The sequence below is a fragment of the Microbulbifer sp. ABE4_465 genome, assembly GCF_056160765.1.
In genome coordinates, this window is sequence record NZ_JBSWXV010000002.1 from 170,135 (window position 1) to 194,618 (window position 24,484).

17 protein-coding genes are annotated in these 24,484 nt (G+C 59.0%); 7 read left to right on the forward strand and 10 right to left on the reverse strand.

The genetic code is table 11. The features are described 5' to 3' along the window. Positions 1–15: 15 nt before the first annotated feature. The 3 genes from ACXAG1_RS04390 to ACXAG1_RS04400 form a co-directional block, all read right to left on the reverse strand. A complete protein-coding gene (locus tag ACXAG1_RS04390) occupies positions 16–1,578 on the reverse strand; it encodes a SpoVR family protein (protein WP_475091642.1) in 1,563 nt (520 codons plus the stop codon). Then, positions 1,578–2,858, reverse strand: a complete 1,281-nt coding sequence (locus ACXAG1_RS04395) for a YeaH/YhbH family protein (protein ID WP_475119038.1) — start codon at positions 2,856–2,858, stop codon at positions 1,578–1,580. Before ACXAG1_RS04395 ends, ACXAG1_RS04390 begins: the two co-directional genes overlap by 1 nt. Positions 2,859–2,963: 105 nt before the next feature. Continuing rightward, a complete protein-coding gene (locus ACXAG1_RS04400; protein ID WP_475091643.1) occupies positions 2,964–4,886 on the reverse strand; it encodes a PrkA family serine protein kinase in 1,923 nt (640 codons plus the stop codon). 395 nt (positions 4,887–5,281) lie between these two features. On the opposite strand from ACXAG1_RS04400, the gene galE reads away from it, so the two are divergent. Continuing rightward, positions 5,282–6,307, forward strand: a complete 1,026-nt coding sequence (galE, locus tag ACXAG1_RS04405) for a UDP-glucose 4-epimerase GalE (RefSeq protein WP_475119039.1) — start codon at positions 5,282–5,284, stop codon at positions 6,305–6,307. Positions 6,308–6,380: 73 nt separating this feature from the next. Here galE and pulA read toward each other — a convergent pair whose 3' ends face one another. Both pulA and ACXAG1_RS04415 read right to left on the reverse strand, forming a co-directional pair. Beyond that, on the reverse strand, positions 6,381–9,836 hold the full coding sequence (gene pulA / locus ACXAG1_RS04410; RefSeq protein ID WP_475119040.1) for a pullulanase-type alpha-1,6-glucosidase: 3,456 nt from the start codon (positions 9,834–9,836) through the stop codon (positions 6,381–6,383). A 380-nt stretch (positions 9,837–10,216) separates the two neighbouring features. Then, positions 10,217–10,657 carry a DUF4168 domain-containing protein gene (locus tag ACXAG1_RS04415; RefSeq protein ID WP_475091646.1) on the reverse strand — a complete coding sequence of 147 codons (441 nt, stop codon included), beginning with the start codon at positions 10,655–10,657 and terminating at the stop codon, positions 10,217–10,219. A 331-nt stretch (positions 10,658–10,988) separates the two neighbouring features. Here ACXAG1_RS04415 and ACXAG1_RS04420 point away from each other — a divergent pair, with 331 nt between their 5' ends. Together ACXAG1_RS04420 and ACXAG1_RS04425 are read left to right on the forward strand one after the other, a co-directional pair. Continuing rightward, positions 10,989–11,537, forward strand: coding sequence for an RNA polymerase sigma factor (locus ACXAG1_RS04420; protein WP_475119041.1), 549 nt, complete (start codon positions 10,989–10,991; stop codon positions 11,535–11,537). 39 nt (positions 11,538–11,576) lie between these two features. Beyond that, on the forward strand, positions 11,577–12,587 hold the full coding sequence (locus tag ACXAG1_RS04425; RefSeq protein ID WP_475091648.1) for an anti-sigma factor family protein: 1,011 nt from the start codon (positions 11,577–11,579) through the stop codon (positions 12,585–12,587). A 24-nt stretch (positions 12,588–12,611) separates the two neighbouring features. On the opposite strand, the gene ACXAG1_RS04430 is transcribed toward ACXAG1_RS04425, so the two are convergent. The 5 genes from ACXAG1_RS04430 to lptD are packed head-to-tail and all read right to left on the reverse strand — an operon-like array spanning position 12,612 to position 19,304. Beyond that, positions 12,612–13,436, reverse strand: coding sequence for a symmetrical bis(5'-nucleosyl)-tetraphosphatase (locus tag ACXAG1_RS04430; protein WP_475091649.1), 825 nt, complete (start codon positions 13,434–13,436; stop codon positions 12,612–12,614). 12 nt (positions 13,437–13,448) lie between these two features. Next, complete coding sequence (rsmA, locus tag ACXAG1_RS04435; RefSeq protein WP_475091650.1) at positions 13,449–14,267, reverse strand: 16S rRNA (adenine(1518)-N(6)/adenine(1519)-N(6))-dimethyltransferase RsmA; 819 nt, start codon at positions 14,265–14,267, stop codon at positions 13,449–13,451. A 57-nt stretch (positions 14,268–14,324) separates the two neighbouring features. Continuing rightward, complete coding sequence (gene pdxA / locus ACXAG1_RS04440) at positions 14,325–15,326, reverse strand: 4-hydroxythreonine-4-phosphate dehydrogenase PdxA (protein ID WP_475119042.1); 1,002 nt, start codon at positions 15,324–15,326, stop codon at positions 14,325–14,327. A 4-nt stretch (positions 15,327–15,330) separates the two neighbouring features. After that, positions 15,331–16,701, reverse strand: a complete 1,371-nt coding sequence (locus ACXAG1_RS04445) for a peptidylprolyl isomerase (RefSeq protein ID WP_475119043.1) — start codon at positions 16,699–16,701, stop codon at positions 15,331–15,333. Further along, on the reverse strand, positions 16,701–19,304 hold the full coding sequence (lptD, locus tag ACXAG1_RS04450; protein ID WP_475119044.1) for an LPS assembly protein LptD: 2,604 nt from the start codon (positions 19,302–19,304) through the stop codon (positions 16,701–16,703). The genes ACXAG1_RS04445 and lptD overlap by 1 nt, the downstream gene beginning before the upstream one ends. Before the next feature lie 351 nt (positions 19,305–19,655). Between lptD and ACXAG1_RS04455 the strand changes: the two genes are divergently transcribed. The 4 genes from ACXAG1_RS04455 to trpE all read left to right on the forward strand — a co-directional run bounded on the left by ACXAG1_RS04455 (position 19,656) and on the right by trpE (position 24,440). Beyond that, entirely contained in the window at positions 19,656–20,762 is a 1,107-nt protein-coding gene (locus ACXAG1_RS04455; protein ID WP_475091654.1) for an aminoglycoside phosphotransferase family protein, read from the forward strand. A gap of 24 nt (positions 20,763–20,786) precedes the next feature. Further along, positions 20,787–21,482: an N-acetylmuramate alpha-1-phosphate uridylyltransferase MurU gene (murU, locus tag ACXAG1_RS04460; protein ID WP_475091655.1), complete on the forward strand. Its 696-nt coding sequence runs from the start codon at positions 20,787–20,789 to the stop codon at positions 21,480–21,482. Between the two features lie 199 nt (positions 21,483–21,681). Then, positions 21,682–22,350, forward strand: a complete 669-nt coding sequence (gene rpe / locus ACXAG1_RS04465; RefSeq protein WP_475119045.1) for a ribulose-phosphate 3-epimerase — start codon at positions 21,682–21,684, stop codon at positions 22,348–22,350. 608 nt (positions 22,351–22,958) lie between these two features. Then, positions 22,959–24,440, forward strand: a complete 1,482-nt coding sequence (gene trpE, locus ACXAG1_RS04470) for an anthranilate synthase component I (RefSeq protein ID WP_475119046.1) — start codon at positions 22,959–22,961, stop codon at positions 24,438–24,440. Positions 24,441–24,484: the final 44 nt, after the last annotated feature.

Genomic DNA, 24,484 nt, shown 5'->3' on the forward strand with positions numbered 1-24,484 from the left:
CGAACCCAAGCCGAATTAGATCGGCTTGGGTACCAGCATGGATTCTTCTTCTTCCGAACGGTCTCTGCCAATTTCCGGGCAGTGAAAACTCGCGGTGACCTCGTCGCCGTTGAGGCTGTGCAGGTGCACGTCAAACCCCCATAGACGGTGCAGATGCTTCAGGACTTCGCCGGTGTCCTTGCCCAGCGGCCGGCGCTGGTGCTGGGTATGGTGCAGGGTGATGGATCTATCCCCTCGCGTATCCACGGAAAACACCTGAATATTCGGCTCGCGGTTGCCCAGGTTGTACTGGCCCGCGAGTTTTGCACGCAACTCACGATAGCCATCCTCGTTGTGGATGGCGCCCACCTCGATTTCTTTTTCCCGATCGTCATCGGAAATACAGAACAGTTTCATATCCCGCATCACCTTCGGTGACAGGAACTGCAGGATAAAACTCTCGTCCTTGAAGTCGCGCATGGCGAACTGCAGGGTTTCTTTCCAGTTACTGCCGGCGATATCCGGGAACCAGGCCCGGTCTTCATCGGTGGGGTTTTCACAGATGCGACGAAGGTCGGTAAAAATGCTGAAGCCCAGGGCGTAGGGATTGATGCCGTTGTAGTAGGGACTGTCGTAAGACGGCTGGTAAATCACGCTGGTGTGACTGGTGAGAAACTCCATCATAAAGCCGTCGGTGACTTTGCCGCGGGCATGCAGCTCATTCAGCAGGGTGTAGTGCCAGAAGGTGGCCCACCCCTCGTTCATCACCTGAGTCTGACGCTGTGGATAAAAGTACTGCGCCATTTTGCGCACGATGCGCACCAGCTCGCGCTGCCAGTTTTCCAGTAGCGGTGCATTTTTTTCGATGAAGTACAGAATGTTTTCCTGTGGCTCATCGGGGAAGCGCCGTACCGGCGCCGCCTCTTCACCGGCACCGAGATTGGGAATGGTGCGCCACAGGTCGTTCAGCTGGCGCTGACGGTATTCCTCGCGCTCTTTCTGGCGGCGCTCTTCCTCGTGGGCAGAAATCGGATAGGGGCGCTTGTAGCGATCCACACCGTAATTCATCAGCGCGTGGCAGCTGTCCAGCAGCGACTCCACTTCGTCCACTCCGTAGCGTTCTTCGCAGCGGGCGATATAGTTTTTCGCAAACAGCAGATAATCGATAATACTGCTGGCATCGGTCCAGGTGCGGAACAGGTAATTCCCTTTGAAGAAAGAGTTGTGACCGTAGCTGGCGTGGGCAATCACCAGCGCCTGCATGGTCATGGTGTTCTCTTCCATCAGGTAGGCGATACAGGGATTGGAATTGATCACAATCTCGTAGGCCAGCCCCATGCGCCCGCGCTGGTAATTGTTTTCCACACTGATGAACTGCTTGCCGAAGGACCAGTGGTTGTAACCCACCGGCATACCCACGGACGAGTAGGCATCCATCATCTGTTCGGAACTGATGACTTCTATCTGGTTGGGATAGGTGTCGAGGCCAAATTCCTTGGCCAGCAGCGCAATTTCCCGGTCGTACTCCTGAATGAGTTCGAAGGTCCACTCGGAAGTGGTGGAGATGGGCTGCTTGTTATCGAGTGCTGTATCGAGCATCAGGCGGCAACCTTCTGGGTGAATAACTGGCGGAATACCGGATAGATATCCCCGACATCAATAATCTGCTCCATGGCAAAGTGGTCCGGGAACACATGGGCCACGCTTTGGTATTCATCCCACAGCGCCTGGTGGTCCCGCGGAGTGATTTCCACGTAGGAGTAGTACTGCACGTGGGGCATGATGTCGTCGATGAGGATTTTGTGGCAGGTGCTGGAGTCGTCGTTCCAGTTGTCGCCATCGGACGCCTGGGCACCGTAAATATTCCACTCGCTGGCGGGGTAGCGGTCGCGCATGATGTCGCGCATCATTTTCAGTGCGCTGGACACGATGGTGCCGCCGGTCTCGCGGGAGTAGAAGAACTCCTGTTCATCCACTTCCTTGGCGCTGGTGTGATGGCGAATAAACACCACCTCGGTGTATTCATAGCTGCGTTGCAGGAACAGATACAGCAGCAGGAAAAACCGCTTGGCCATATCCTTGGTGGCCTGGTTCATGGAGCCAGACACATCCATCAGGCAGAACATCACCGCCTTTGAGCTTGGGCGCGGCTGCTTCACCAGCAGGTTGTATTTCAGGTCGAAGTCATCGAGAAATGGAATGCGACTGACGCGACTGCGCAGATCTTCGATCTTGAGGCGCAGCTCATCTACCTTGCGCTGGTCCCGCAGTGCCGGATCCTTGTTTTCCTCAAGTTCCAGTTCCTGTTCCAGCAGTTTCAGGTTGCGCCGCTTGCCGCCGCTGAGCGCAATGCGCCGCGCATTGGCCGAGCGCATGGAGCGCACCACATTCAGCCGGCCCGGCGAGCCCTCGTTGCAGATGCCCGCGCGCACCATATGGAAGGTGTCGTTGCCGGCGAGCTTGCGTTTGACCATATTTGGCAGCTCAAGACCTTCGAACATAAATTCGAGGAACTCGTCCTGCGAGATCTGGAAGGCGAACTCGTCCATGCCTTCGCCGCTATCGCTGGCGCCACTGCCGCCGCTGCCTTGTCCCTGGCCCTGGCCGGGGCGAGGGATGCGGTCGCCGGTGACAAATTCCTTGTTGCCCGGCAGCACCTGTTCCATATGGCCGCCGCGACCATTGGAAAAAATCGGTTCGTTGAGATCGCGGGTGGGAATGCTGATCTTCTCGCCGGCGCCCATATCGGTAATGGAGCGGCTGTTCATGGCTTCGCCGACGGCTTTCTTGATATGGGATTTGTAGCGCCGCAAAAAGCGTTGGCGATTGACGGTGCTTTTCTTTTTGCCATTCAGGCGACGGTCGATGATGTAACTCATAGTACTGCCTTATATTGCTTTCAGGGGAGGGTCCGTGGCGTGTCTTGAATTCCAGCGATGGCAGGATCGCCACCGCGGAATATCAAGACACAAACCCGTCAGCAGTTACTGAGACTTGCGTACTCGCAGATACCACTCGGAAAGCAGGCGGACCTGTTTCTCGGTATAGCCGCGCTCAACCATGCGCGCGACGAAGTCCGCGTGTTTTTTCTGGTCGTCACCAGAGGCCTTGGTGTTGAAGGAGATAACCGGCAGCAGGTCCTCGGTATTGGAGAACATTTTCTTCTCGATCACCGCCTTCAGCTTTTCGTAAGATCTCCAGTCCGGATTCTTGCCCTGGTTGCCGGCGCGGGCGCGCAGCACAAAATTGACGATCTCGTTGCGGAAGTCTTTCGGGTTGGAGATGCCCGCGGGTTTCTCGGTTTTCTCCAGCTCTTCGTTGAGGGCTGCGCGGTCAAGAATCTCGCCGGTTTCCGGATCGCGGTATTCCTGATCCTGAATCCAGAAGTCCGCATAGGTCACATAGCGGTCGAACAAGTTCTGGCCGTATTCCGCGTAGGACTCCAGATAGGCGGTCTGGATTTCCTTGCCGATAAAGTCCACATAGCGCGGTGCCAGGTATTCCTTGATAAAGCCCAGATAATTCTCCTGCACCTCCGGCGGGAACTGCTCCTGTTCGATCTGCTGCTCCAGTACGTAGAGCAGGTGCACCGGGTTGGCCGCCACTTCGGTGGCATCGAAGTTGAATACCTTGGACAGGATCTTGAACGCGAAGCGGGTAGACAGGCCATTCATGCCCTCATCCACACCGGCGTTGTCGCGGTATTCCTGAATGGTCTTCGCTTTCGGATCCGTATCTTTCAGGTTCTCGCCGTCGTACACCCGCATCTTCGAAAAGAGGCTGGAATTCTCCGGATTTTTCACTCGGGACAGCACCGAGAATTGCGCCAGCATGCGCAGGGTGTCCGGTGCGCAGGGGGCTTTCGACAGGGAGCTGTGTTCCAGCAGCTTGTCGTAAATTTTGATCTCTTCCTGCACCCGCAAGCAGTAGGGCACCTTGACGATATAAATACGGTCGAGGAACGCCTCATTGTTGCGGTTGTTGCGGAAGGACTGCCACTCGGATTCGTTGGAGTGGGCCAGAATCACACCGTTGAACGGAATCGCGCCCAGGCCTTCGGTACTGTTGTAGTTACCTTCCTGGGTGGCAGTCAGCAGCGGGTGCAGCACCTTGATCGGCGCCTTGAACATTTCCACAAATTCCATCATGCCCTGGTTGGCACGGCACAGGCTGCCGGAGAAGCTGTACGCGTCCGGGTCGTTCTGTGGGAAATCTTCCAGCTTGCGGATATCTACTTTGCCCACCAGCGCGGAAATATCCTGGTTGTTTTCATCGCCAGGTTCGGTTTTGGCGATGCTGATCTGATCCAGAATCGACGGACGGATCTTCACCACCTTGAACTTGCTGATGTCACCCTTGTACTCGTGCAGGCGCTTGACCGCCCAGGGGGACATGATGGTGTTCACATAGCGGCGCGGAATACCGTAATCCTCTTCCAGGATCTGGCCGTCCTCGGACGGGGAGAAGAGTGCCAGTGGCGATTCAAATACCGGCGAACCCTTGATGGCGTAGACGGGGATCTGCTCCATCAGTGCCTTCAGGCGCTCCGCCAGGGAGGACTTGCCGCCGCCCACCGGGCCCAGCAGGTACAGAATTTGCTTTTTCTCTTCCAGGCCCTGGGCCGCGTGGCGGAAGAAGGAAACGATTTGCTCGATGGCTTCCTCCATTCCATAGAATTCACTGAACGCCTTGTAGCGCTTGATCACCTTGTTGGAAAAGATGCGCGAGAGTCGCGGGTCGCGGGAGGTGTCCACCAGCTCGGCCTCGCCGATGGCCATCAGCATGCGCTCTGCGGGCGAGGCATAGGCGCTGCGGTCGTTTTTGCACAGCTCCAGATATTCCTGGATGGTGAGTTCTTCCTCCTGAACCGACTCGTAGCGTTCCAGGTAGTGATTGAATATCGACATGGTTTACGACTCCCTGTAGCGTACCGCGTCAGTAACCGGCCTCCTGCCGTGGAGTGCCAACTGCGCTGCAGCGTGTGATGACCGCGAATACATCTCGCAACGAATGCTTAAGAGCGCTGACGCGCGAGAACGCTATCTTTATTACCTATTGATTGCGCGACGATGCAGCTGTCGCAACAGGGGTCCTGCTAGCAGGTCCCGCACTTTCAGGATAGTCAGCGCTGTGGCCTTGAAAGGCGGATAGGGCCAAGATAGGTAGAATTTGGTGTCAGTTTTGCCAAGCGGGTTAAGGGCGTAAAATAGCGCTCATATACACGGGTTAGTCTTTTAGCCCTGCGGAGCCGGCCGTGTCGAAGATGCGATACCGGCCTGAATAGCGTGAATTAAGGAAGTCTATGAAGATTTTGGTTACCGGGGGCGCCGGCTACATTGGCAGCCACACCTGCGTAGAGCTGATTGAGGCCGGTTTTGAGCCCGTTGTGGTCGACAATCTGTGTAACAGCAGTGAAGAGGCTCTGCGCCGTGTAGAGGCCATTACCGGGCGCTCTGTACCTTTTCACAATGTGGATATCACCGATGCCGAAGCCCTGCGCGAGGTTTTCCGCGCGTACGACGTGCAGGCGGTGATTCATTTTGCCGGCCTCAAGGCCGTGGGCGAATCCGTTTCCCAACCTTTGCGCTATTACCAGAATAATGTTGCCGGCACTCTCACCCTGTGTGAGGTGATGGAGCAGGCCGGCGTACAGCAGTTGATCTTCAGTTCCTCTGCGACCGTCTACGGTGACCCGGAAACCGTTCCTATTCAGGAAAACTTCCCCACCGGTGCCACCAACCCCTACGGTGCCAGCAAACTGATGGTGGAAGATATCCTGCGCGACCTGTGCAAGGCGCCGAATAACCAGTGGAAGATCAGCCTGCTGCGCTACTTCAATCCCATTGGCGCCCATGAGAGCGGCACCATTGGAGAAGATCCGGCGGGTATCCCCAATAACCTGCTGCCCTATGTGGCCCAGGTGGCCGTTGGCCGCCTGCCCCATTTACAGGTTTTTGGCGACGACTACGCCACCCCGGACGGCACCGGCGTGCGCGACTATATCCACGTGGTCGACCTGGCACGCGGCCACCTGGCGGCGCTGAACAAGCTGAACAAGGCGGGCACCGATACCGGTTGCTACACCTATAACCTGGGTACCGGCCGCGGCAGCTCGGTACTGGAAATCGTGCGCGCCTTTGCTGATGCCGCAGACAAGGAAATTCCCTACCAGATCGTGCCCCGTCGCCCCGGCGATATTGCCGAGTGCTACGCGGATCCGGCCTACGCGGAAAGCGAACTGGGTTGGAAAGCGGAGTTTGATTTGAAGCGCATGGTGGAAGACACCTGGCGCTGGCAGTCGCAGAATCCGCAGGGCTATTCGAAGTAGTCGCGAGCGAGCATGAAATAAAAAAACCGGCAAAAATGCCGGTTTTTTTATTTGTGGGAATGTGACTGGTGGTTTAGGTGCGGCGACGACGCAACAGGGCTGCTGCGAGCAGCGCCAGCAGGGCAAAACCGGTGGCGCCACCACTGGAACCACTGCCTGGATTTTCCGGCTGTTCGATTTCTTCCTCTTCCTCCTCAACGGGAATCGAGGTGTCGTCCGCACGCGCGAGTGTGAACACCGCGGTGGTGCGCGCCGGTACGTTGAATACACCTGCTTCCGCAGTCGCTTCCATCAGTGCCGCATCGGCCGATTCCTGCTGTACCGGGTGCAGGGTGAACGGCAGCTCTGCGGCAGACTCCAGAGTGAACTCCTGAGCCTCTGAGCCACCATTGAACAGCACCAGAATCTGCGACGTCTCCTCGTCGAAGTCGCCCGCCGGATCGTTCAGGTGCATGGCGATCAGGCCTGGAATCTGTTCCGGTCCGGTATTGGCGAAGGACACCACCGATTGAACCGCCTCTTTGCTGGGCAAACGGAACAGGCCGCTGCTGCGACGGATCTGCAGCCACTCCTTGAATACCGCCAGGGCGAACTCGCGATCGGATTGCTGCGGCGCGATATCCGGATTGGCGAGCAGCGGTGCCATCAGCCCCCAGTTGTCCTCGTTCTTGTCCGCAATCGGCAGACCCGCACCCCAGTTGTCGGTGGCGAGAGAGAAGTCGATGGCATTGAACCAGTCTCCGGAGTTGTAGCTGTCGCGGTCCATGGATTTGGAGCGCAGGATTTCCTGGCCAGCGTGGATAAACGGCACACCCTGGGCAAACATCACCAGCGAGGTGCTGAAGTTCTGCAGGCGTACGCGGTCGGCCACACTGGTGGTGCTGTTGGCCTTGATCTGGATACCGTCGAACAGGGTCTCGTTATCGTGGGCGGCCACGTAGTTGATGGATTCCTGCGGGTCGCCGGTATAGCCGGTGGGCTGGCCGTTGTACACCAGCTCGGCGCCGGTCAGTTCGGTGCCGTCCGAGGTTTCCAGTACATAGTCCGCCAGGTTGCCGGCGAGGGTGATACGCACTTTGTCGGCCAGGGTCAGCAGGGTTGCGCGTTCGTCGTCGCCGCCGAACTTGCCGTTGCTGTCGGTAAACAGCCCGGTGCCAAAGCCCTGTTCCTCAAAACCGCCAAACGGGTTGCCGCCGCGTACGGAATCGCGCACGCGATCGTTGAAGGTGCCCACGCCGGTGCCCGCCATATTGCCCTGGCGTGCCTGTACAAAGCGCGCATCGTCCACCACTTCGCCAAAGTTCCAGCCTTCGCCGTAAAGGTACATGGAGGAGCCGTCGACGCCGTCGGTCTCGGTAGTGAGTGCTTCCAGGTCCGCCGCCACATTCAGGATATTCTGTTTGGTGTGGTGGCCCATCAGGTCAAAGCGGAAGCCGTCCACCTTGTAGGCGGTGGCCCAGGTTTTCATGGAATCGCGCATCAGCTTTTCCATCATGGTGTGCTCGCTGGCGGTGTTGGCGCAGCAGCTGCTCATTTCCACAAAGCCCTCGCCATTGCGGCGGTGGTAATAACCGGGAACGATTTTATCGAGAATGGAATTGTCGTATTGAGCAAAGGAGCTGGTGTGGTTGTACACCACGTCCATTACCACGCGCAGGCCCATGTCGCTCAGGGACTGCACCATCTCGCGGAATTCGATAATCCGCTGCACACCGTTCGGGTCGGTGGAATAGCTGCCCTCAGGCACGGTGAAGTGCAGTGGGTCGTAGCCCCAGTTGAAGCCGTCTTCGTCGCGGATGGCATTCACCGCGGCCTGTTGCTCGGTGCTGTCCGGGGCGTAGACGCTGAGGTCTTCGGTGGTTTTCAGCTGCGCACGATCTTCGTTCACCGTGGCGAAGTCGAACGCGGGCAGCAGGTGCACGTGGGTCAGTCCCGCGGCGGCGAGTTCCGCCAGGTGCAGGCTGCCGCGACCATCCTCACTAAATGCCGCGAAGGTGCCGCGCGCGGGCTCGCTCACCATATCGTCCGCAATACTGAAGTCGCGCACGTGCAGTTCGTAAACGGTGATGTCTTCCGGTGCCGCGAGAGAGGGTTTTGCAATTCCATCCCAGCCTTCCGGTTTCAGATCGTCATCGTTCAAGTTGACGATCTGGCTCTTGTGGGAGTTGGTGGACAGGCTCAGGGAGTAGGGGTCGGACACCCAGTTAGTTTCGATTTCCCGTGTCGCGTAGGAGTAGACCTCTACCTCGTACATATAAAACTTGCGATCCCAGTCGATACTGGTAGATGCGGTCCACACGCCGTTGCTTTCGGTCATCTCCACAAAGGTGCTGGCTTCGTACTGGTCGCCGGTGTCGAACAGGTGCACTTTTACGGATTTTGCCGTTGGCGCCCACAGAGCGAACTCGATCGCTTCCTCGCCCACGGTTGCGCCGAGGGTGCCGTCAAATGCAAAGGCGGCATCCAGCAGACCCGGCATCTGGATGCCGGTGGCGTCCACTACCTTGCCTTCCCCGTCGTAAATCGCCACGGCCAACTGGCCTTTCACCAGTGCGGCAATGTCCGCAGTCTCCGGTACGGTAAAGGCGGTGGCGTTGGCCAGGTGTGGGAATTTGGCCAGTGTTGCATCGGTGGCGCTGGCATTGGGTATGAGTGCGATTTCCTCATCGCCGCTGACACCGTCGGGGCCAAGAGTGAGCGCTGCACTTTCGCTGGCCACGAGCTTTGCACTGCCACCTTCCGGCAGGGTCACCGGCCACAGAATCGTCGTGGCGTCGACCCAGTGGGCCTTGTCTGTGGTCAGGTCACCGCGGGGTACGCCGTCGGTGCTGACCACCACACTTTTTGAATTGCGATCGAAGGCGAAGTAGACGTCCTTGCCATCTTCCACGGTGAACGCGATGTTGCCGCCGTTCGCGCCGTAGCTTTCATCCCAGCTTTCATTTAGGGCGACTTTCATTTCGTAGTCGCCGGCGGGAATGGCATCGGTAATCAGGGTGTAGACACCATCGCCGTCCACGTCCTGCAGCAGGGTCTGCAGGCACGCGGGTTGCCAGTCACCGGGGCAGCCGAGGGCGCTCTGGAAGCTGCCCACTGCTGTGGCAATGGAGTGGCGAACATTGTCCGCAATCCAGTTGGTTTCGTGATCGTAGATAAATTTGACTTGGGTCTCCGCACTGAGGCTCAGCGGAATATTGCCGCCGTTCGCATCAGCGAAGGCGCCATAGTTTTCATCCCAGCCGCCATCGATGGCAACCTTGTACTCGTAGTCGCCGGCGGGGAGGGTGTAGGTGCCGTGCCAGAGGTCGTTGGCTTCGTCGTAGGTGAGTTGTGAGGCTTCGCAGGCGGGCTGCCAGTCTTCCGCGCAGCCGATGGCGGTCTGGATACTGCCGGGAATATTGACCATGGCCAGTTCAGAATTGGCACTTGCCTGAGCGGTACTGTGGGTTGCGGCGGCAATCGCCAGCGCCAGTAGCGCGCGCAGGTGCGCGCCACGGACACTCCCCCGAGTGTGTGAGGATGCTTGCATGCTCTTTGACCTTATTGTTTCTATTATCGATTCTCTGCCAGCTCCGGCGCTTCGCGCGCATCGGGGCTGTGTCACCATCGGTACACGGCTCCCCTCAAACCGACGGGGCGGAATACATGTACAAAAACGGAAGCTCGATTAGAGGTCAGCCGGCGGCAAACAGCATCCCACCCGCAGGGGGCGGAGGAAGAAGTAACCAGGGGTGATGGGGGGAGTACCCGCCACCGGGGAGAGGTGCGCGGGTCGTCCACGGAAAAAAGCGGCCGGGGCCGGCCGCGAATAGGCTTGGTTCAAGGCTTGTGGGGTAGGAGTTGCGCTTGCGCTCGCCACACGGACGAGCGCGTAATCTGCCTCAGATTGAGGGGCGATGGTATTTATGTTTATCGGTAGCCATCAATTTTCTTTGCAACTTCTGGATCCATCGCTACTGCCCGGGCAATGCTGTTGTATTCCTCACGGGTAAGTCCCGCACTTTCCACTGCTGCCAGCATTTCCTGGTTGGCCTGTTCCCGCAACGCCATTGCCTCCTGAGGATCCTGGGTGTTTTGAAGTTTTGTGGTCATTTCCATACGGGTTTCGTCCACGTTTTCCTGCGCTTTGGCAAAGGCTTCCAGTTTCTCGTCCGGAAGGTGTTCCGCTGTCATTGATTGCGCCGGCATTTGCGGGCTTGCCGAATAGGCGGGGCTGTTGTCGGTCTGCTGTTGCGTATCCTGGTCAGCCCAGGCAGCGCCCGAACTCAGGCCGAGAGCGAGAAGTGTGCCGGCAGTCGCGATGGACAGATTGGCGATGAGGCGATTCTTTTCCGGAGTTTGCATTTTCATGTTGCGAGTTTCCTCTTTGATGAATAGAGCGCTGTTACAAATTGACCAGCAACGAGTCGTACTTCTCATTTTGGAGTCTTCCCAGTGAAGTACTCCTGTGCTGGCCGCTCGGGAAATAGAACACCTGAAAAGACTCCGCCGTTGCCAGTAAATTCTGGAAACGTGAACGAATTCTCGATCGCGGGGATCCGCGGCATTACTTTGGAACTAAACCCGATGTTGGCTTGTTCACTAGTAAAGGCCCGTAGAAATAATTCGTATCATCTTAACGGTGTTCATGTATCGGTAAGGTGGAGAGTACGCGGCCGCGACTAGCGGAGAAAAACAGCCTATGAAGTTCGAGCAGAAGGTGTGTGAGCATATCCCCGGATTGACGCGTTACGCCATAGCGCTTTGCGGCGAGAGATCTCAGGCGGATGACCTGGTGCAAGACTGCATGGAGCGCGCGCTGCGCAAGCGACACCTGTGGCGTCCGGCCAGTACACTGAAGCCGTGGCTGTTCCGGATGCTGTATCGGATTTATCTGAATCATCGCAGCTCGGCGCGGGTGCGCAAAGAGTCTCTGATGGAAAATGCAGGAGTGGATGTGGCAATACCATCTGGTCATGAGGCTGCATTGCAGTGTCGAGATGCTATGTCTGCGATACAACAGTTGCCGGATGAGCAGCGTTCCGCATTACTGTTGATGGTATTGGAAAACCCCAGTTATAGGGAGGCTGCAGATATTCTCGGTGTGAATGCCGGCACTCTGCGCAGCCGGGTCTCCCGGGCCCGAGAGTTTGTCCGCAATGCTTGCGCAGAAAGCGTTTCAAACGGAAAAAAACCTGCATCTTGCGCGCGGGTCACCGCAGGCGGAACCGTGTTACAGCGGGTAAAGTAGTGTTGCAGTAGGCTGCATCGAAAGTGTGGAGATTTGGTTATGTCGCAGAACAACAAAGACTACCGGTCGAACAGTATTTCTGAGGAGGAAATCTCTGCTTTTGCCGACGGCGCACTGCCGCCGCGTCGCGCGCGACAGGTGGCTCAGTATGTGCGGCTTAATCCACAGGCGGCGCAAAAGATATTCGACACCTGGTGTATTGAGAGCGAGCTGCTGGATCAAATACATGCGGCAAGCGGCGATGAAGTGATCGCGGCAGCGCGTCATAACGCCATGCGCGAGAAGAGAGCCAGTTCCCGCTTGCCCTGGCTGAGTGGTGTGGCGGCGGGCGGACTACTGGTTCTGGGATTGTGGGCGCTCAGCCTTGAGCAAAATACTGCCGACGCGACCCAAAGTTTTACCGCAACAGCTGATGACACGCACTCTTTACAGGCTGATCCCATCGTCGATGAACAGGCGGGCGCTGCTCTGGTTCGCGTCGCAGCGGTTACCCCGGAAATGAATGTGCCAGACCTGGAAGTGACACCGCAACAAATTACCGGCGAGACGCCGTCCCAGGAAACCAGCGGTACCGATTTCAATGGTGGGAACGGTGAGCAGGTGCCGCCAGGCGAGCATCTGCTTCCCAAAAGTCCGCACCCGGCTGGCGAATACTTTCGCCTGAATTTTCAGGGTGGGGGCGGCGTCCTGCTGACGCTGGAAGGTTTTTCGCTGCCGTCCTCGTCGCAAGCCACGCTCAATGAGCGCATACCTGAGCGTTTGTCCGACGGCGTCCTGCCGGGCAGGAGTGGAGCGAGCGGGGATGGATTCAATGTGGGCGAAGAAAGGCGGGGCCGGGTGCACTGGAATTTCTCTGACACGCTGTACGTGTTGTCGGGAAACCTTACTGCTGCGGAGCTTTTTGCCACGGCGATGCAAATACGTGAGCAGCAGAAGTTGCAATGGGTACCGGTAGCGCCTCGCGCCACGGAAACGATTGAGGGGCGGGGCGCGTCGGGTATGCTAGATCCCGCGTCGCGGGAAGCCGCCCCCGGGTTTAGCAAAATGTGACTGCACAATTTTTGTGGAGCCAGTTTAGAGCGTGCAGTCTGCGCAATAAAACGATTCATCTTCCAGCTTCATCGCGGTGAGATAGCCGCCCCACACGCAACCGGTATCCAGCGCATACACATTTTTGGTATTCGCTTCCCCCTCCAGCGCCGCCCAGTGACCGAAAATAATCCGGTCATCTTTGGTCTTGCGGTTTTTATAGCTGAACCAGGGTTGGTAATCGTGGTGCGCCGCCAGCGGACCCTGCTTGGTAATCAGGTCGAGGGTGCCGTCTTCCTTGCAGAAGCGCATACGGGTGAAGTAGTTGGTGATGGAGCGCAGTCGCTCTACACCAATCAGATGGTCACTCCACTTGTGCGGTTCGTTGCCGTACATACCGAAGAAATAAGCCTCGGCCATGGCGGGATCCTGCAGTGCCTGATGTACTTCACCTGCCAGCTCCAGGGCTTTGCTCATGCTCCATATGGGCGGAATGCCCGCATGAACCATGGAGAAGTACTTGCCCTTGACCTTTTTGTGCACCATAAGCGGCTGCTTTTGCAGCCACTCCAGAAGTTGGTCGGCGTCTTTGGCTCGCAATACTTCGGCGAGATCGTGTTCTTTATCGGTCAGTCGCTTGGCGCCGTGGGCAATGGCCAGCAGGTGCAGGTCATGGTTGCCGAGCACCGCGGTGATCTGGCTGCGGTGTTGGTAAAGAAAGCGCAGGGTGCCGAGGCTGTCGGGGCCGCGGTGGACCATATCGCCGGCCAGCCACAGTTTGTCCTTGTCCGGATTGAAGCGGACTTTTTTCAGCAGTCTTTCCAATGGTTCCAGGCAGCCCTGGATATCGCCGATTGCATAGGTGGCCAAAACGTTCCCCGTTTACTGCGCTTGATCTTGCGATGGCATGAGCTTGCTGCAGAAATTTGCCAGCTCTACGTACTCTTTCACGCTGAGGGTTTCCGGGCGACGACTGGTGTCTACCGGCAGCTGTTCGGGATCCAGATCCGGGAACAGGGGCTTCAGCGCATTGCGCAGGGTTTTGCGGCGCTGCTGGAAGGCGACGCTGACGATGCGCTCCAGCAGGGCTTCGTCTTCCGCCGGGTGCGGCAGAGTCTGGTGCGGTACCAGGCGCACGATGGCGGAATCGACTTTCGGCGCCGGGCGGAAGGATTGCGGCGGCACCGGGAATAGGCCCTGCACGCGGCAGTAGTACTGGGTCATCACACTCAGGCGGCCAAAGGCTTTGACCCCTGGTACTGCGCTCAGACGGTCCACCACTTCTTTCTGCAGCATAAAGTGCATGTCCTGCACCTTGCCGCGAAAGCTCAGTAGATGGAACAGCAGCGGTGTGGAGATGTTGTAGGGCAGGTTGCCCACAATGCGCAGCTGCTCACCGTCCTTCACCATGCTGCCGAAATCAAATTTCAGCGCGTCTTTCTCGATGATGGTGAAATCCGGGTAGCCGCGGAATTTGAATTCCAGCATCGGGATCAGGTCCCGGTCCAGTTCGACCGCGGTCAGTGACGGGCACTTGTCCAGCAGTAGCGCGGTGATGGCGCCCTGGCCGGGGCCGATCTCTACCAGCTTGTCGGTGTCCTTGGGGCCGATGGCGCGCACGATGCGCTCGATGATGTTCTCGTCGACAAGAAAGTTCTGGCCGAAACGCTTGCGCGCCTTGTGTTGGAAAAAATTGTCCATGAATGTGTTCGTTTGAATGAGGTTTGCGCGCGGGACGCACAGTTAAATTTGGCCCGGTTAAATATTGCGGAGCTGGACCAGTTCGATGGCCTGGTGCATGGCTGCGAGGAGACTGCCGGTATCGGCAATGCCTTTGCCTGCAATGTTGAGCGCGGTGCCGTGATCTACCGAGGTGCGGATATACGGCAGCCCGAGGGTGATGTTGATCGCGCGCCCGAATCCCTTGAATTTTAACACCGGCAGGCCCTGGTCGTGGTACATGGCCAATACGGCGTCACAGCGGGCCAGTTGTGGTGGGGTGAACAGGGTGTCCGCGGGTAGAGGGCCGATCAGGTTCAGTCCGAGGGCGCGCAGGGTATCGAGCGCCGGCTCGATGGTATCGATTTCCTCGCGCCCCAGGTGCCCGCCTTCGCCGGCGTGAGGGTTGAGGCCACACACACCGATACGCGGGCTTTCGATGCGGAACTGGTCGCGCAGGCTGCGGTGCAGAATGGTGAGCACCTGTTGCAGGGATTCGCCGCGGATTGCCGCACTGACATCCTTCAATGGCAGATGGGTGGTGGCGAGTGCCACGCGCAGGTCGTCGGCGGCGAGCATCATCACCACCTTTTCCACGCCGGCGTTGTCGGCAAAAAATTCGGTGTGTCCACTAAAGGGCACGCCCGCCTCGTTGATCACGCCCTTGTGCACCGGGCCGGTAACCACCGCATCAAAGCGGCGGTCTTTGCAGCCCTCGGCGGCGATGCGCAGGGTTTCCAGCACATAGGTACCGTTGGCGGGGTTGAGTTGGCCGGGGGTTGCGCTAGCCGCCAGTGAGACCGTCTGAATATGCAGGCAGTTGGCGGGGGTTGGCTCTGCCGGGCGATTCGAATCCCAGGGAATCAGTTGCAGGCTCTTGTCCTGGCGCGCGGCTTCCTGCTGCAGCAGGTCCGGGTCGGCGATGGCAACAATCTGGGCGTGGGAAATTGGGGTGGGGCGCTCGGAGCAGGCGAGTTTTACTGCCAGCTCCGGGCCAATCCCGGCGGGTTCGCCGGGGGTGAAGGCAATGCGTGGGGTCATTCCGTTACTGGCTGTCGCCCTCGCTGGTGTCGCCGGCAGAGGACTCATCCGCGGGTTCCTTGGCGTCGGGCAGCTTGATTTCCACATAGGCCTGGTCGCGGATTTCCTGGCGCCAGTTCTGCAGCTCTTCCTCGTAGCGGCGGTTGCGCAGCAGGTTGGCGGCCTGGTTGCGGATGTACTGGTCCGTCATGTCCTGCTGACGGCGGCCTTCCACCTGCAGAATATGCCAGCCAAACTGGCTGCGGAACGGCATGGTGATCTCGCCCACCGGGGTGTTGTCCATGGCCTGGGTGAATTCCGGTACAAACTGGCCGGGGTTGGACCAGCCCAGGTCGCCGCCCTGCAGCATGGTGCCAATATCTTCCGAATTGTCTTTGGCGGCGTCTTCAAATTTCAGCTCGCCGGCCTGGATTTTTTCACGCAACTCGGTGAGCAGCTTGTAGGCGGCGTCGTCGTCGCGGATCGCGGAGGTCTTTACCAGGATATGGCGCACCTTGGTCTGCTCGACCACCTGTTCGGTGGCGCCGCGCTGCTCGTGAATTTTCAGCAGGTGGAAGCCGGCGTCACTGCGGAACGGCTTGGTGGTCTCGCCCACGTTCACCCCGTCCAGGGCATCGGCGAACAGGGTGGGCAGTTCCACGGTTTTGCGCCAGCCCAGATCTCCGCCCTGCAGGGCGTTCTGGCCGGCGGAACTTGAAATCGCCAGGGCGCGGAAGTCTTCGCCACCCATGGACTTGTCATACACCGAGTCCGCCTTGGCGCGGGCTGCAGTGACTTCCTCCGCGGGGGCGCTGGAGCTGACAGGGATCAGGATATGGCCCAGCAGGTACTGGGGTGACTTCCAGAACTCGCCCTCTTTGGAGCGCAGGAAGTTGTTGATGTCCTGGTCGGTAATCTGGATGCGGCGACTGACACTGCCCTGCTCCACCCGGCGGATGATCAGCTCCTGGCGAATCTGCTGGCGGAAGGCGTTGTTGGAGATACCGTCCGCTTCCAGTTTTTGCTGGAATTCGGCCGGGGACATATTCATGTTCTGCTGTACCCGGGCGATGGCCTGGTCCAGCTCTTCCTCGGCGATGGTGACGCCGGCGCGGGCGCCCATTTGCAACTGCAGACGCTCGATAATCAGCTGTTCCAGTACCTGGCGCCGCAGTACATCCACTGGCGGTGCCTGCACGTTCTGTGCGGCAATCTGCTGGCTGATGGTTTGCATGCGCTGATGCAGCTCACTGGCCATCACCACGTCGTCGTCCACCACGGCCACCACGCGATCCAGCTGTTGTACCTGGGCCCAGGCGGGAAGCGCAATGGCGCTGGCGGCGGCCAGGGTCAAAAGACCGCGGCGAAGAGAGGTGAACATCTGCATTATTGTCATCACTGTTTCAGTACTTCTCGTTGTTCAAAGTTGGCAATGCCCTGGGTAAGTATGCGTGTGACCGAGCCGCCAATACCAGCCAGGCCCTTCAACTGCAGTTCAATATAGACGCCTTCGTCGAATTCCAGCTCCTCCGGCGGGACGACGTCGGCCAGGTCATTGTCCAGTTCACGGCGCCACAGCACCCGTGTGCGGTAGCAGCAGGTGTCGTATTCGATCCCCGCCAGGTACTCCAGTTCCCTTTCAAAGGTCAAATCGTAGTTGGCCCGGGCCAGGAGTGAAAGCCGGTCATTCACCGGCCACGCGGCGGAGAGGTCTATCTGCTTGACCGGCCCCTGGATCAGATAGGTGTCGGTGCTGTCGTACACCTCTTCCTTGCGCAGGTAGCGGTAACTGGCGTTGATCAGGCGGAAATTGTCGTCCAGGTAGCGCAGGGTGACGTTACCGCGGTTTATGGTGTGGTCGGTGTCGTGATAGATCACCTCGCTGCTGATGCGCAGGGCGTCGCTGGGGCGGCTTTCCAGTCGCGCGGCAAATTCCGAGCGCGGCACATCTTCGATAAAGTCGCGCAGCTCGATTCGGCTGGCTTCGGAATAGAAGATCTGCCCGGCACTGGCGGCGAACAGGTCGCGGCCGCTGCGCGGGTCGATAAACCGGGTTGTGAGGCCAAACGAAGCGCGGTCGGCGTCGTCGATGCGGTCGTGGCCGTTGAAGCGGCTGTCGCGGAACAGCTGATCGTAACTAAAAGTGAACAGCGAGGTGTCGTACAGCAGGTCGTTGCCGCCGTCACTGGGGCTGGTGCTGACATCGAGAAAATCGGTCTGATCCGCGTCGGTGCTGGCCATCAGGAACAGGCGCGGCTCCAGGGTCTGTACATACTCCTGCTGGAACAGGTTGCCGTAGCGTTCAAAAAACAGACCGCTGTCGATGGAGATCTGTGCGGCGGAAGCCTCCGGCGTGTTCATATCCGGGTCGGCGAGAAAGGTCTCCGCCAGTTCGTAGCCCAGGTAAATGCCGTTGATCTGCGGATTGAAAAAGCCCCACAGCCACTGTTTGTCCCAGCCAAAGCTGTAGTTGGCGTAGGCGCGGGTGGCATTGACGAAGTCGCGGGTACGAGTCGTGACGCTGTCCGGATCGTTCACATCCGCAATAAACTGGATCGTCTGCGTATCCTGGTGATCGAAAGCGGTGATCTCGTGGTCCAGCAGCAGCTGCCAGTCATCCCACTTGTAGTTGCCGTTTACGTTGAGTCGCGGCAGCTGGCTGTAGGTGTCAAAGCGGTCCTTCACCAGCTGCTGGTACTCCTGGGCGCGGAGGCTGGCAAACCAGTGCTCGGTGCTGAGGCTGGCTTGCGCGGTCTGGCTCAGGCTGGTCATGGCGCGGGCGTTGACGTTCTGCGGTACCTTGATTTCCGCATTGTCCAGATCGCGGAAATAGTCCGGGTCACTGACCCTGGTGTAATTGACTTTGGTACGCCACAGGCCCCCGGTACCGCCGACCTGGTTCAGGTTTGCATACCAGCGGTCTTCGCCTTTTGCCGGCAGTACCAGATCTTCCGGAAAGCCCTCGTCAATCAGGCGACGGGCGTCTTCGTCATTGCCGCCCTTGTCGTTGGGCAGCCCGGCGAGGCGCACTTCGGTGCTGAATACCGGGCTCAGGTGGCGGCCCTCTATTTCCAGGCCGGTACCCCGGTACTGCACATAGCGCGGGGCGATGGTGGCATCGAGTTGCGGTGCGATATTCCAGTAGTAGGGCACCGCGATGTCCCAGCCGTTTTCGTCGCTGTTGCTGAGGCTCGGAAACAGGAAGCCCGACAGGCGCTCATCTCCTACCGGGAAGCGCAGATAAGGGAAATAGAACACCGGTACATCGGCGATTTCCAGGCGCACATTGCGCGCGGTGCCCTGGCGTTCCACATTGTCGATGGCGATTTCGCCGCCGGACATGCGCCAGAAAACGTCGTCCGGTTCACAGCGCGTGTAGTTGCCTTCCGTCAGAATCAGCTCCCCGCTGGCCTCGCGGGACGCAAAGCGGGCGGAGCCGTGGGCGGCATCCTCATGGACCACGTAGGTGGCGTCCTCGATGGAGGCAGCCTTGCTGTCAGTGTGCACCTCGGCGGCCTTGCCACGCACCAGCATGCCCGGCTCACGCATTTCGATGGCGCCGCTCAGGTAGGCGGTATTTTCCTCGCGGTTGACGTCTACCTGGTCGGCAAAGAGCTGGCGGTAACCCTGAGTAATGTGCACATTGCCGCGCAATTGGGCGGTACCGTTTTCCAGCCAGTCGGAACTGTCGGCGGTGGCGCGCAGGGGCGAGTCCTCCGGCAGCTGGTCCGCGTTGGGGTACGCCCGCAGCGGCTCCACAAACATGCCGCCACAGATCGGCGACACCTGACTGCGCAGGGTGGGGTCCAGCTGGCTTTTCGGGAACCAGTCCAGGTACAGGTAGGGGTTTTCCTCGGGCTCGGGCGCGGATTCCGTTTCGGCCGTAGCGGTGAGCGGCCACAGAGAGTGGGCGGCGAGCAGGCCGAAAGCGAGGGAGCGGGGGCGTGACAATTGTCCAATGGCCAGCGCAAGACGGCGCCAGCGGGAAGCTTCCAGCATCGAGTGATTGGTTCCAGCTATCTTTAGAGTCTGTCTTGTATTCTGGCCATAGAGTGTGGCCCTGGTTTGGCCTTGGGCGAGACCGCGCGCGTGGCGCCGAAAAGCGCGCTTCCGGTAAAGACGGCACCGGCGCGCAAAAATCAGCGGTCGATTCTACTTGAATGGCCGTAACCATGGAAACCGCCCGTGCGGTGGCAGGGCCAGATTAGCGGGTGATCCGCACCTCCGGTGCCGCTACAATGCTCAGCTTTTAGGCAGCAAAAACAGGCGACAAAGAAGAGTGGCCGCGTATTTTTCGCCAATCGGTCGCCACAGGCCGTAAATGAACGTTTCGATAATGACAGGTGGTGGATGAACGAGTGTGTAACCCAGGTCCCCGATGAGCGCAAAGAGCAGCTGCGCCAGTGGGCCGCCCGCGCCCTGCAGGCAGGCCACGAACCGCTGCAATTGCCACCACTGGATGCCAGCCTCGATTTGCTGCCTCTGTCCGGGGATGCGGGTTTTCGCCGCTATTTCCGCACCGATACCAGTCCCAGCCTGATCGCGGTGGACTCCCCGCCAAGCAAAACCAACGTCAGCCGCTTTGTCGCCCTGGCCGATTACCTGCGCCGCAATGGCATTCACACGCCAATGGTGATCTCCGCGGATATCGAGCATGGTTATATGCTGCTGGAAGATCTCGGCGATACCCAGCTGCTCAGAGAACTGGATGACGACAGCGTCTCCGGTCTCTACGCGGAAGTCATGAGCGAACTCCTGTGCCTGCAGCAGATCAGTCGTCAGGAAGGACTGTTCCCGCCCTACAACCGCGAACTGCTGCATATGGAAATGCGCCTGCTGCCCGAGTGGCTGGTGGGAAAACTGTTGCAGCGGGCGCTGAGCGAGGAGGAAAACCAGTTGCTGGAGCGCACCTTCGCGCACTTGCTCGACAGCGCCAGTAGCCAGCCCCAGGTACTGGTGCACCGGGACTACCACAGCCGCAACCTGATGATCCGTGATGGCGAACGCCCCGGGGTGGTCGACTTTCAGGATGCCGTCTGGGGTCCGGTCACCTACGACCTCGCATCACTGCTGCGCGACTGTTATATCCGCTGGCCGCGGGAACAGGTGGAAAACTGGGCGCTCGCTTACGCCTCCACCGCCATGGACGCCGGCGTGATTCCCGAAGTCGACGGCAAGACCTTCCTGCGCTGGTTCGACTGGATCGGTCTGCAGCGCCACTTCAAAGTTCTGGGGCTTTTCCCGCGTCTGTATCTGCGCGATGGCAAACACGGCTACCTGCCGGATCTTCCCCTTGTCATACGCTACACCCTGGAAGTGTGCGATAAATACGAAGAGACACAGCCCTTTGCCCAGTGGTTCCGGGCCGAATTATTGCCCCTGATCGAACTGCAGGACTGGTACCGCGACTACCGCACCGCTGGTGATCGCCGGAACTCAGAAACCGAAATTTACTGATCAACGCCCGAAAAAAGCCAAGAGATGACAGTTCAAACCACCAAGGCGCCCACCGCCATGCTCCTCGCCGCCGGATTTGGCAAGCGCATGCGCCCGCTCACCGATCACACGCCAAAGCCACTGATCCCGGTGCTGGGCAAACCCCTGATCGAATACGCCATTGAGCGCCTTACCCGGGCCGGTGTCACCAACCTGGTCATCAATCTCGCCCATCTCGGCGAGCAAATCCGCGAACACCTCGGCAATGGCGAGCGCTTCGGCGCAACCATTCAATACTCGGAAGAAAGCCAACCCCTGGAAACCGCCGGCGGCATCAGCAAAGCCCTGCCGCTGTTGGGTGACGCGCCTTTTCTGGTGGTCAATGGCGACGTCTGGTGCGATTTCGATTTCGCCCAGTGGGTGGACAACCCGCTGCCGGAAAACTGCCCCGGCCGCCTACTCATGGTGCCCAACCCGCCGCACAATCCAGAGGGCGACTTTGGGATTGAAGAAGGCCTGCTTTCCGGCACCACCAAACCCAGATTCACCTTCGCCGGTATCAGCTTTCTGCGCCCGGAAGTTCTCACCGGTTATCCCAAAGCCCGGGAATGTTACGGTCTGGGAGAAGTGTTCGCGTATAACGAAGACAAAATGCAGGCGGAAGTTTATGAGGGCGACTGGTGCGATGTCGGCACCCCGGAGCGCCTGAACAAGCTGGAAGAAAGACTAAGAGCGAGTTAACCCACCCGCTCACGAAGTACAAAAGCACAAATCGAAGGCCGGGCACCGGGTGGGGCTTTTCAGGATCGTCGGCAACAGGGATGTTGCCGACGAAGCGTACAGGGACGTATTCACAGCGGTCCTGAAAAGCCCCACCCGGTGCCCGGCCGCCACAAGGCCTGAATCAAAGGGGCCACGACGAAAGCACCGAGACGAGAAAATGCCAGACTACAAAATTGCACCCTCCATCCTCTCCGCCAACTTCGCCCGCCTGGGTGAAGAAGTCGACAACGTCCTCGCCGCCGGCGCCGACTGGGTGCACTTCGACGTAATGGACAACCACTACGTCCCCAACCTCACCATCGGCCCCATGGTCTGCAAAGCCCTGCGCAACCACGGCGTAACCGCCCCAATCGACGTCCACCTCATGGTCGAACCCGTCGACGACATGATCCGCATGTTCGCCGACGCCGGCGCCACCTACATCACCTTCCACCCGGAAGCCAGCAAACACGTCGACCGCTCCCTGCAGCTCATCCAATCCCTCGGCTGCAAAGCAGGCCTGGTGTTCAATCCGGCTTCCAGCCTCGACGCCGCCAAATACGTCATGGACAAGCTCGACATGATCCTGCTCATGTCCGTAAATCCCGGCTTCGGCGGTCAGAAATTCATCCCCGCCACCCTCGACAAACTCAAGGAAGCCCGCAAACTCATCGACGATTCCGGCCTCGACATCCGCCTCGAGATCGACGGCGGCGTAACCAAAGACAACATCCGCGAAATCGCCCGGGCCGGCGCCGACAGCTTCGTCGCCGGCTCCGCCATCTTCAATGCGGATGACTATGCTGAAGTGATCAAAGTGATGCGCTCAGAGTTGGCGCAGGTTTGAGCTTCGTAGCCATGGTGGCTTCGTAGTGGGCACCGTGGCGGCCGGGCACCGGGCGGAGCTTTTCGGGACCGCTGTGAATACGTCCCTGTACGCTTCGTCGGCAACATCCCTGTTGCCGACGATCCCGAAAAGCTCCACCCGGCACCCAGCCTTAGCATCGTATTTCAGCGTTATTAAGTGCCATGCGAAGCTGGAGTACCGGGTAAAGGTTTTTGAAAGCGTCGCAAACAGGATGTTTGCGCCGCAGCGCCCAGGGATGGGTCCACAGCGGTTTCAAAAACCTTTACCCGGTGCTCCGGCGCCACAAGAGGTTATAAAGGACCTCAAAGGACTGCACAGGGCCAAGAAAATCCCGAGCTTGCCGCCTCTACCAGAGATTTGTACACTTGCTCGCCGGAATACAGGGAAGCAACTCGACGCTGCGAGATTCTGACATTGAACTGCACTGCCCCCCACATCAACAGCTGGCGATGGCGCCACTGACCCATAGAGCCTGAAGACCGAGATACCGGTCCGACGGGCGCCTTTCCCGCGGGTAGGATTCCACCAAAGATGCGCAATCCAGGCCCGAACAAAAAATACGAAGCATTGCACAGACCGGAGTCGCCATGACCCCCAGCGAATACGCCCAACTTGCGTCTAAAGGATTTAACCGTATACCTCTTGTCCGCCGCGTACTGGCCGATATTGAAACCCCGCTGACCACCTACATGAAGCTCGCCGCCCGCGATGGCGGCCGCTACAGCTACCTGCTGGAATCGGTACAGGGCGGGGAAAAGTGGGGGCGCTACTCCATCATCGGCCTGCCCGCACGCACCGTATTGAAAGTGACCGGTCACGATGTAGTAGTCGAGCGCGATGGCAAAATCGTCGAGCAGAACACCGTCGAAGACCCGCTCGCCTTCGTCGAAGAGTTTCGCGGCCGCTACAAGGTGCCGGAAATCGAAGGCCTGCCGCGTTTCAACGGCGGCCTCGTCGGCTACTTTGGCTATGATGTCGTGCGCTATATCGAGCCCAAACTGGCCGACAGCTGTCCACCGGATACCCTGGGTAACCCGGATATCCTGCTGATGGTGAGCGACGAGCTGGTGGTGTTCGACAACCTCGCCGGCGCGGTGCTGTTTATTGTGCACGCCGACCCGGAACAGGAAGACGCCTTTGAGTCCGCCCAGCGCCGCCTGGACCAGCTGGTGGGCCAGCTCTCCCAGCCGCTGGCCAGCGTCGAACCGTTAGGTATCGACGGCGAACATACCGCAGAAGACACCTTTACCTCCCATTTCGGCGAAGATACCTTCAAACAGGGCGTACACAAGGTCAAGGATTACATCCTGGCCGGCGATGTGATGCAGGTAGTGCCGTCCCAGCGCCTGTCCGCGCCATTCACGGTTCCACCACTGAATCTCTACCGCGCCTTGCGCAGCCTGAATCCGTCACCATATATGTACTTCCTCGACCTGGGTGACCACCAGGTGGTGGGCTCCAGCCCGGAGATTCTGGTGCATCTGGAAGACGGTGATATGACCGTGCGCCCGATCGCAGGTACCCGCCGCCGCGGTGCCACCGAGGAGCAGGATCTGGCGCTGGAGAAAGACCTGCTGGCAGACCCGAAAGAAATTGCCGAGCACCTGATGCTGATCGACCTCGGCCGCAACGACGTGGGCCGTGTTGCGCAGACCGGCACCGTGCAGGTCACCGAAAAAATGGTGGTGGAGCGCTACTCCCACGTGATGCACATCGTCTCCAATGTGACCGGCAAGATTAAACCGGAGCTGCACGCCATCGACGCCCTGCGTGCGGCGCACCCGGCAGGCACCCTATCCGGTGCGCCCAAGATCCGCGCCATGGAAATTATTGATGAACTCGAGCCGGAAAAGCGCGGTGTCTACGGCGGTGCCGTTGGTTACCTGGCGTGGAACGGCAATATGGATACCGCCATCGCGATTCGCACCGCGGTGATCAAGGATGAAAAAGTGTACGTGCAGGCCGGAGCCGGCCTGGTCGCGGATTCCGATCCGCAATCCGAGTGGGACGAGACCATGAACAAGGCGCGGGCACTGTTCCGCGCCGTGGCCATCGCTACCGGGCAATAGCGAATACCTTTTAACTTTTTTTCTTGATCCATTGGAAGCAGTAA

What these genes read in the sequence shown, in the direction of transcription:
- galE (WP_475119039.1), top strand. Translation starts at nt 5,282, where the DNA reads ATGAAGATTTTGGTTACCGGGGGCGCCGGCTACATTGGCAGCCACACC.
- ACXAG1_RS04395 (WP_475119038.1), bottom strand. Translation starts at nt 2,858, where the DNA reads ATGAGTTACATCATCGACCGTCGCCTGAATGGCAAAAAGAAAAGCACC.
- ACXAG1_RS04390 (WP_475091642.1), bottom strand. Translation starts at nt 1,578, where the DNA reads ATGCTCGATACAGCACTCGATAACAAGCAGCCCATCTCCACCACTTCC.
- ACXAG1_RS04400 (WP_475091643.1), bottom strand. Translation starts at nt 4,886, where the DNA reads ATGTCGATATTCAATCACTACCTGGAACGCTACGAGTCGGTTCAGGAG.
- rsmA (WP_475091650.1), bottom strand. Translation starts at nt 14,267, where the DNA reads ATGGACAATTTTTTCCAACACAAGGCGCGCAAGCGTTTCGGCCAGAAC.
- ACXAG1_RS04455 (WP_475091654.1), top strand. Translation starts at nt 19,656, where the DNA reads ATGAACGAGTGTGTAACCCAGGTCCCCGATGAGCGCAAAGAGCAGCTG.
- rpe (WP_475119045.1), top strand. Translation starts at nt 21,682, where the DNA reads ATGCCAGACTACAAAATTGCACCCTCCATCCTCTCCGCCAACTTCGCC.
- trpE (WP_475119046.1), top strand. Translation starts at nt 22,959, where the DNA reads ATGACCCCCAGCGAATACGCCCAACTTGCGTCTAAAGGATTTAACCGT.
- ACXAG1_RS04425 (WP_475091648.1), top strand. Translation starts at nt 11,577, where the DNA reads ATGTCGCAGAACAACAAAGACTACCGGTCGAACAGTATTTCTGAGGAG.
- pulA (WP_475119040.1), bottom strand. Translation starts at nt 9,836, where the DNA reads ATGCAAGCATCCTCACACACTCGGGGGAGTGTCCGTGGCGCGCACCTG.
- ACXAG1_RS04445 (WP_475119043.1), bottom strand. Translation starts at nt 16,701, where the DNA reads ATGACAATAATGCAGATGTTCACCTCTCTTCGCCGCGGTCTTTTGACC.
- murU (WP_475091655.1), top strand. Translation starts at nt 20,787, where the DNA reads ATGACAGTTCAAACCACCAAGGCGCCCACCGCCATGCTCCTCGCCGCC.
- pdxA (WP_475119042.1), bottom strand. Translation starts at nt 15,326, where the DNA reads ATGACCCCACGCATTGCCTTCACCCCCGGCGAACCCGCCGGGATTGGC.
- ACXAG1_RS04420 (WP_475119041.1), top strand. Translation starts at nt 10,989, where the DNA reads ATGAAGTTCGAGCAGAAGGTGTGTGAGCATATCCCCGGATTGACGCGT.
- ACXAG1_RS04415 (WP_475091646.1), bottom strand. Translation starts at nt 10,657, where the DNA reads ATGAAAATGCAAACTCCGGAAAAGAATCGCCTCATCGCCAATCTGTCC.
- lptD (WP_475119044.1), bottom strand. Translation starts at nt 19,304, where the DNA reads ATGCTGGAAGCTTCCCGCTGGCGCCGTCTTGCGCTGGCCATTGGACAA.